Source organism: Megamonas rupellensis DSM 19944 (assembly GCF_000378365.1).
Lineage (GTDB): Bacteria > Bacillota > Negativicutes > Selenomonadales > Selenomonadaceae > Megamonas > Megamonas funiformis.
On the sequence record NZ_KB899567.1, the window covers coordinates 116,163 to 124,657 of the forward strand.

An 8,495-nucleotide genomic window follows, 5' to 3' on the forward strand; every position below is an offset into this window, starting at 1 on the left:
TTTATGGTTATTCTTCAGCGTCCTCAGCGGTATCTTCTGGAACTGGAGGAAACATATCATTTATTTCTTGTTCTACGCGGGCATTATCTGGTACCCAATCGCCAGTTGGAGTGAGATTACCTGGAAGCATTTTAATTTTTATTTCTGTAGTGCTAAGAGTATCTAATAAATTTATCAGATTAGAAATATCTAAAATGTTAATATTAGTATCAATATTATTTTCCCAAATATCAAGAATTGTTGGCAATGTAGGAATTGTTTCCAAGGACATCATTTTTTCAAATAAAGCTTTGGCAAATTTTTGCTGACGTTGAATACGACCAATATCACCTAAATCATCATTGCGGAAGATGAGATATTGTTGAGACATATCGCCAGTTAAATGTTGATATCCTTGAGTGAGATGGACGGAAGTGCCACTTACAGGGTCTTCATAATCCATATTATTTTCTACATATAAATTAATTCCACCAATAGTATCTACAAATTTAGCTATACTTTTACGGTCTAAAGCTACATATTGAGTTATTGGTATATTTAATAATTGGGAAACAGTATTGACTGTCAAAGGTGCACCACCATAATAATAAGTGAAGCTGAGATATTCTGGGTCTTTGCGACCATCTATAGAGGTCTTGATTGTTCTAGGTAGAGATAAGAAACGTATTTCCCCATTAGTATGATCCATACTTACGAGCATGAGAGCATCTGCATAACGACCAGATTCAGCAATACCTTCAACAGGTTTATCATCTATACCAATGAATAAAATATTAGTGTAATTTTCAAAACGTTTATCAGTGAATTGCGGTGGAATAGGTGGTTTTTGTGGTTTGCTAGGATGTGCTTCTTGGTATTGAGCATATTTAAAACTACCCCAAGAATAAATTTCAGAAATTACAATATATGAGCCATATACAATACTAGATAAAAGTATAAGTACAAGCAATAAACGACCAAGGCGTATACGTTTAATAAGTGGCTTTTTCGTTTTTCTATTCGTAGTTTTTGTTGAAGTTTTAATCTTTTTTGAGGGCATATTATAATTCTCGTTGGAGGAGAATTTCATTACGCGCAGCTACTGTATATGGGTGAATAGTATGTCCTTTACGCATAATAAATAATATGGATTGGTTAAAAGCACTTATCATAACAGTATCAAGGTCTTGTGTCATGGCTTGTTTGCGAAGTTTATCTAAGCCTTCAAATTTACGATGAGGTTCTATCATATCGGCAAGATAAACTATTTTGTCGAGTTTAGACATATTAGCTCCGCCAACAGTATGAGAAGCGATAGCTTTTAAAATAGCAGTATCATGAACATCATATTTTTCTTTAGCAATAGCAGTGCCGAGTGGGGCATGCATTAAAATAGGTAATTGACGGTCAATATCTGTAATATAGAGATGACGTTTTTCACATTCAGCAATTAAATCTTCGGTTGCAAACTCACGTGCACAATCGTGCAATAATCCAGCAATAGCAGCTTGTTCTTCATCTACGCCAAATCGTTTTGCCAAGATGATGGCAGTATCCATTACCCCAAGACAATGAGCATAACGATTAGGTTTCAAATTTGATTGTAAAATAGTTTGCATTTGATTAATATCCACAAGAAACTCCTTCTTTATCCTAGATTAAAATAAATTTTATTAATGTAAATATTTATTTCTAAATATATTTTAATATATTTAGCTTAAAAATCAAATAGTTAAAATAAAAAAACTGCCAGTAAGGCAGTTTTCACTAAAGATATGAGTAATCAATAAGCCGAGTTTTGTTCCACTTGCGTGGTGATAATCATTTATCTGGACTTATAGTTACCTATAAGCTCTAGCGACACAACCCGGAAGGCTCAGCGGGCCACTTCATCCCTTCCCTATTCGGTCTTGCTCCATGTGGGGTTTACCTAGCCGTACAGTCACCTGCACGCTGGTGCGCTCTTACCGCACCTTTCCACCCTTACCTGTATACACAGGCGGTTTAAGTTTCTATAGCACTTTCCCTGAGGTCACCCTCGCTGGACGTTATCCAGCACATTGCCCTGTGGAGCCCGGACTTTCCTCATATACAAAAAAGTATACGCGATTATCTTTCATACTCATGTCTTTAGCTATTAGATTATAGCATTGATTTTTACTGTGGTCAAATGTTTTGGCGACAATATTCGTACATAATCATCGAACCAGCATTTGCCACGTTCAATGATTCAGCATCGCCTTTCATCGGAATGTATATTTTAGCATTACATTTGTCTAATAAATTATCAGAAACACCATTGGCTTCATTGCCCAAAATAATAGCACAATCTTGAGGATAGGAAATATCCCATGAAGCTTTGGCACTATTATCTAAAGCTGTAGCATAAAGTGTTAAATTATGATTTTGACAAAAAGATAATAAATCTTGTTCAGAAATTTTAGTGATTATAGGGAGATTGAATAAAGAACCCATCGCAGAACGCACTACTTTTGGAGAATAGATATCGGCTGTTCCATTTAGGCAGATAATGGCTTTTACACCCATGGCATCAGATGTGCGAATGATGGTACCGATGTTTCCAGGGTCTTGTAATCTATCTAAAATCAGATAAAGTCCTGATTTATTTATTGTAGCTAAATCATCTAAATTGTGATTTTGTATAGGTAAAATCAACATTAATCCCTGTGGAGATTGAGTATCACTGATTTTTTGATAAATATGTTCAGGAACTTCAAAACAAGGACATTTTAATTGTTCTAAAATGGATTTTCCGCGTTCATTTGTAAAGGCTTTTTGTGTGAAAAAACACATTTGCACGGAAATATTTTTGGCAATAACCATTTCAGCATTGCGAATACCTTCTAATATAAATAATTGGTATTTGTCGCGATATTTTTTTTGTTGGAGGCTTAAAGCCATTTTGACTTTGGCATTAGTTAGACTTGTGATTAGCTCCATTATTTTTCTAGAGCCTCCAAGCCATTGATACTTTCATTGCTACCAACAACGATAGCGATATCATTTTCGAGTAATACTTCTGTAGGAAGTGGAGAAATAATTAAATTATCATGACGTTTGATAGCAACAACGTTTAAGCCATATTTAGCACGGATATTTGATTCGCTGAGTGTTTTATTGCGGATAGCTTTTGGCACAGCGATTTCTACAATACTGAATTTTGGTGATAATTCGATATAATCCATGATATTTGTAGAAGCAAGGTTATAAGCAACACGACGAGCCATATCTCGTTCTGGAGCAACAATGCGGTTAGCTCCGATTTTTTCTAATACTTTGATTTGCAATGGACTTTTAGCGATAGCTACGATATAAGGAACACCGATTTCTTTTAATTGGAGTGTAGTCATGATATTAGCTTCAGTATCATCACCGATAGCCACGATTACAACATCGAAATTTAAAATACCTAAAGAGCGAAGTGCTTCTTCATCTGTAGTATCTGCTTGAACTACATGAGTTACTTCATGGCTAAAGTCTTGGACTTTTTCCATATCTTTATCAATAGCAAGAACATCATAGCCCATTTCATGAAGAGATTTAGCGATATTTCTACCAAATCTACCAAGACCGACTACGGCAAATTGACGTTCATTTTGCGGAGAAAATTTCATAATAAAAGCTCCTTTATTTAATCTATTATGTTATATTTTTGTTTTAGCTTAAGGATAATTCTTTGAGTGCGAATTTAATAATATCTTCTGTATTTGTTATATTGCCAGCTTTTTTGAGTACAGAATTGATTTCTGGTTTTGTATAGCCAAGAGAAAGAAGGGCTTGCGTTGCTTCTTCATACATATCTATTTTTTCATCTTCGCTAGGTGTATCAATCAAGATTGGTTGGTCTAAAACTTCATCAGAAATACTTAAGTTGAGTTCAGTTAATTTATCTTTTAATTCTAAAACAATGCGTTCAGCTGTTTTCTTGCCAATCCCAGGGGCATTGGTGAGTAGGCTGACTTGTTTATTTTGGATAGCCCAGATGAGTTTTTCACTAGAAAGACTAGAGAGCAGACCAAGCCCAGCTTTAGGGCCAATCTTAGATACGGAAATCAATTTGCAAAAGACATCATATTCTAATTGATTGATAAAACCATATAATAACATGGCATCTTCACGCACGCTTAAATAAGTAAAGAGTTTGATTTCTTCATTCATTTTTAGTTTTGCACGTGTGCTAGTACTGATAAATACGCGATAGCCGACACCATGAACATCAATAAAGCAAAAATCACTGGCAATATAAGTGACTTTTCCTTGTAAATATCCTATCATAAAATCTTTCCTTGTTAATTTATTTATTAATCATTATTAATTTGACTATAATTTATTTCGCCATGTGAGGCTATTCATACAATGAGTAGTACAGATAGCTACAGCTAGAGCGTCGGCGACATCATCAGGTTTTGGCGGTTCAGGAAGATGGAGCAATTTTGTTACCATGTAGATGACTTGTTCTTTGCTCGCTCTGCCAAAGCCTACTACGGATTGTTTGATTTGTAGCGGTGTGCGTTCGACTAATTCAATTTGATTTTCGGCTGCGGTCAATAAGACGATACCACGAGCTTGACCGACAGGAATGGCAGTAGTTACATTGCGATTGAAAAATAATTGTTCTACGCCCATTACATCAGGTTTATATTTTTGAATAATATCTGTAAGTTCACGATGAATTTTTAATAATCTATCTTGTGGTCGCATCTGTGGACTTGTCAAAATAGCTCCATATTCAATGGCTTTTAGACGGCTTCCTTGCATATCTACAAGACCATAACCACAGATAGCAGTTCCAGGGTCAATACCTAAAGCAAGCATAAAATCCTCCTTTTAGTATATCAAATTTAGCAAAAATGTGCAGTTCACATTATATCATGATAAGAAAAAAAATAAAATAAAAGGAAATCACAGGATTTATGTAAAAATATATAAAAGTATATAAGCTAAACTTGTCTAGGAGGATATGGTATTGATTTTATAAATACGCTATATTAAATAATAATACATAAAAGGAGTAATACGATGAGTGAATTAGAAAATTTAAAAGCAAGACAGCAAGAACTATTAGATAAAATTCAGGAAATAGAAGAGCAATATGAAGGAATAGAAAATGAACATAATGCTCAAAAAATGCAGGAATTAAGTAAAATACAAGCTAAATTAATGGGCAGTCAAAATAACTTAAAACAACAACTGCAATCAGTGCAAGAAAAATTAAAAACTATCAATAATGAAATAGATAAATTATCTTCAACAACAACAATTGATAAAATTCTCGAAGCAATAAAAAATCAGCGTTGGTATTTCTTTAAAAATAAACCACATATATTAATGGATAAAACAACAGGTATACTATGGGCTAATCTAGATTATTTTCCTTATAAAAAAGAAAATGATGCTGGCTATACATTAGATGAAGCAAAATCTTTAGTAAATAATTATAGTATAAATAATATAAATGATTGGCAAATACCTACTTTGGAAGTATTTAAAAATATGATATACGATAAGACTTTTCCTTTTCAACAAGGACGTAATTGGCGAATAAAAGAAAAAGATTATTGGTGTTGTAATATAAATAATTGGTCAAAAAATATAATTGACTTAGATAACTGGGAGGCATACTCGGGTACAAGTTGGATATTACCTTGTAGCTATCATTTAATACAAGATAGTGAATATGAAAAAAATATATTAGAAAATAATAATGTTTATACAGAGAAAGAAAGATTGCGATTTACTTTAGATTTATTTAGAGAAAATGAACTTTTGCCTATATTTAAAAATAATGAAATCACTGATTTATATAAGAAAATCTATTTTGAAAAGCCTAAATTATTGCAAGCATTGAGTGAAGTAGAAACACAGTTAGCACAGTGCGAAGAAGTGAAGACTATAACTGCTGATTTTGATTATATGACATTATTAAATAAATACGATATTGCTTCCATTGATAAATCCATTATCAAATATTATGAAGCTGTACAACAATGGATAGATGAACTAATGGAATACTTAGCTGATTTTGAACAGCAAAAAGAAAGTGTCATTCAAGACTGCAACCAAATAGGTTTGCAATTATCAACAACGTATAAAAATGATAGCAATTTAACAGAGGCAGAAAACGAATTATTAAAAAATCGTCAATATTATTTTAAAGATAAATTAGCTTTGGGCATGGATAAAGTAAAAGCGAATTTATTAAAAGTAAAACAACAAGCTGATGATATCGAATACACTATCAATGAAATCGATGATGGCGATAATGCTATTTATGAATTAGCACAGTTGGAGAAAAAAGAACGTGCAAGTTTTGCATTGATAGCTGAAAACACGGCTAAAATAGTGAATAAAGCATTGCAAAAAATAGATTTCTTTGAACATAATCGCGATTTTATCGTCAAAGCAGTTGAAGTATGGTCTAAATGGAATGAAGATTACAAAGTATTTAAGACTAAACAATATGAAGAATTGAAACACAGCTGTGAAGAAGATGATATCGAAGCAGAAGTTTGGCAAAAATGGTATGAAGATTGGCAGAAATTGCGTTTCACCATTGAAGAAAAGCTCCAGCCAATGATAGCAAGAGGATTAAAAGGCGATATCGAAGCAAAAGAAGAGCAAGAAATACCTATTATCATGCAGGCAATTTACGTTGTAAATGATTACAAAATCGCTGTTGATAATTTTTACCTTGAAGAACGTAAAAATATCTATCAACAATACGTATTCCAAAATTGTGGTGATTTGCAAGAAAAATTTGAAGTGGAAAAAGAACTCTATGCTCGCACTGTGAATTTGCAAAAAGCATTGCAGAATATCATTTTTAATTGCAAAAAAGAAGCAGATAAAATTTTTATCTTGCGTTGGATTGATAATTTAATCGATATTCAAATCAATGAAATCATACAATTTGTAGCAGATAATAATTTAGAGCAGATTTCACAAGAAGTATTGAATGAATTTGCTAAATTAAAGCAAAAAAATTATTATATGTATTTAGCAGATATCAAAGCGTATAGCCAAGAACAAGCTAATCGAGAAAAAGCATATAATTCATTGATTTTCAAAATGCGTAAAGGTTTAATGAAAAAATAATGAACAATTACGATTTAATGAACACAAATGTCTTTCCTAACTATGAAGTGCCTTGCATACCAAGAGAAGAAGAAATATGGGTACAAAAAACGCCCCAAAAAGGCGACCATATCCGCGTACAAAGAATGAATGGCTTATACGCTCATCATGGTATTTATGTATCTGATGAAGAAGTAATCCACTTCACAGGGAAAGATGATGACAGTATATTGGACTGGTCAAAGCCAGAAGTTATACAGACAGATTTAGCTTACTTTTTAAAGGGCGGTATATTGGAAGTAAAAGAATATACTGATGAGGAATTTGCTGATTTATATTCACCTGAACAGATAGTAACTTATGCTAGAGCTTGTTTAGGCGATAAGGGTTATAATCTGATTTTTAATAACTGTGAACATTTTGCCAATGTATGTACTTTGGGAAGATTTCGCAGTCATCAAGTAGAAAAAGTTTTTACGAAACGCAAGGAGAATGATTTTATGGGTATATGGTCTACAATAAAGAGTTTGTTCGGTGGTTCTAGTAGTGGCAGTCGTACTACTACTAATTATAATTATGAACCAGATAAAGTGAAAATAGCACAAATCGAAGCAGAAGCTAAAATTCGTTTATCAGAAATGGAAACAGAACGCGTAGAACTGATAAAACAGGCTCAAATGGAATTATTAAGAGATGAAGCGGAAGCTAAGATTTTAGTAGAAGAAGCGAAAGCAAAAGGCTTCACTGTGATGGCACAGACAATCATGGCAATGCAAGAACAATTGACGCAGATTACTAACAATAGAATTGAAATAATTGAAAGAGCTTCATTGCCTATCGTAAAAGATATTGAAAATATGTATAAAGAATTAAATGATAGGATAGTAGCTGATTACGATAAATATAATACAGAAAAATTGCCAAATTTATTATCTATATTAGAAAAATATCCTGAAGGAACGCCAGCACATAAATTGTATTTCCAACAAATCCAAAATGATATGAATGCTCAAATGAAACATCATGATATGCAGTTAAAGTCTTTAGAGATTAGACAACAGCAAATTATAAGTGGTTTCATTAATAGCAAAGATAAAATATTAGAACAAACAGGCAATTTAACGCAAAATATAATAACAAATTTAATTAAGGATAATTTAAGCTTAGAGGATAAAACGCAATTAAATAAATTTATTTTAGATGATAAACAAGCAAAAATGAGTTTACCAAATAATAAAAAATTGTCATTGACAGAAAAATCACAAGAAAAAAATTAAAATTTGAAGAAAAAAAGAACTGATTTTAAATATGAACTGCACCCCAAAAGTTGGACAAAAAACAACTTTTGGAGGTGCAGTTTTTTTATGACTAAATACTCAAATGAATTTAAAGTTAAAGCAATTAAAATGGTTTTAAAAGGA

At 32.5% G+C, this 8,495-nt stretch carries 8 protein-coding genes and 1 other RNA gene; 2 read left to right on the forward strand and 7 right to left on the reverse strand.

From position 1 onward, the window contains the following. Positions 1-7: 7 nt before the first annotated feature. From F553_RS0101575 to ruvC, 7 genes are all read right to left on the reverse strand, one after another. Positions 8-1,039 carry an LCP family protein gene (locus F553_RS0101575; protein ID WP_018998724.1) on the reverse strand — a complete coding sequence of 344 codons (1,032 nt, stop codon included), beginning with the start codon at positions 1,037-1,039 and terminating at the stop codon, positions 8-10. 1 nt (position 1,040) lies between these two features. Next, complete coding sequence (gene yqeK / locus F553_RS0101580; RefSeq protein ID WP_018998725.1) at positions 1,041-1,613, reverse strand: bis(5'-nucleosyl)-tetraphosphatase (symmetrical) YqeK; 573 nt, start codon at positions 1,611-1,613, stop codon at positions 1,041-1,043. 138 nt (positions 1,614-1,751) lie between these two features. Continuing rightward, an RNA gene (rnpB, locus tag F553_RS12165) (RNase P RNA component class A) lies at positions 1,752-2,104 on the reverse strand. A 41-nt stretch (positions 2,105-2,145) separates the two neighbouring features. After that, positions 2,146-2,940, reverse strand: a complete 795-nt coding sequence (locus F553_RS0101585) for a TrmH family RNA methyltransferase (protein ID WP_018998726.1) — start codon at positions 2,938-2,940, stop codon at positions 2,146-2,148. Further along, positions 2,940-3,614: a potassium channel family protein gene (locus tag F553_RS0101590; RefSeq protein WP_008537371.1), complete on the reverse strand. Its 675-nt coding sequence runs from the start codon at positions 3,612-3,614 to the stop codon at positions 2,940-2,942. Before F553_RS0101590 ends, F553_RS0101585 begins: the two co-directional genes overlap by 1 nt. 43 nt (positions 3,615-3,657) lie before the next feature. Continuing rightward, on the reverse strand, positions 3,658-4,275 hold the full coding sequence (gene ruvA, locus F553_RS0101595) for a Holliday junction branch migration protein RuvA (RefSeq protein ID WP_018998727.1): 618 nt from the start codon (positions 4,273-4,275) through the stop codon (positions 3,658-3,660). 45 nt (positions 4,276-4,320) lie between these two features. Then, on the reverse strand, positions 4,321-4,815 hold the full coding sequence (gene ruvC, locus F553_RS0101600; RefSeq protein ID WP_008537374.1) for a crossover junction endodeoxyribonuclease RuvC: 495 nt from the start codon (positions 4,813-4,815) through the stop codon (positions 4,321-4,323). A gap of 204 nt (positions 4,816-5,019) precedes the next feature. On the opposite strand from ruvC, the gene F553_RS0101605 reads away from it, so the two are divergent. Together F553_RS0101605 and F553_RS0101610 are read left to right on the forward strand one after the other, a co-directional pair. After that, on the forward strand, positions 5,020-7,095 hold the full coding sequence (locus tag F553_RS0101605) for a hypothetical protein (protein WP_018998728.1): 2,076 nt from the start codon (positions 5,020-5,022) through the stop codon (positions 7,093-7,095). Then, positions 7,095-8,351: a lecithin retinol acyltransferase family protein gene (locus F553_RS0101610; protein ID WP_018998729.1), complete on the forward strand. Its 1,257-nt coding sequence runs from the start codon at positions 7,095-7,097 to the stop codon at positions 8,349-8,351. Before F553_RS0101605 ends, F553_RS0101610 begins: the two co-directional genes overlap by 1 nt. Positions 8,352-8,495: the final 144 nt, after the last annotated feature.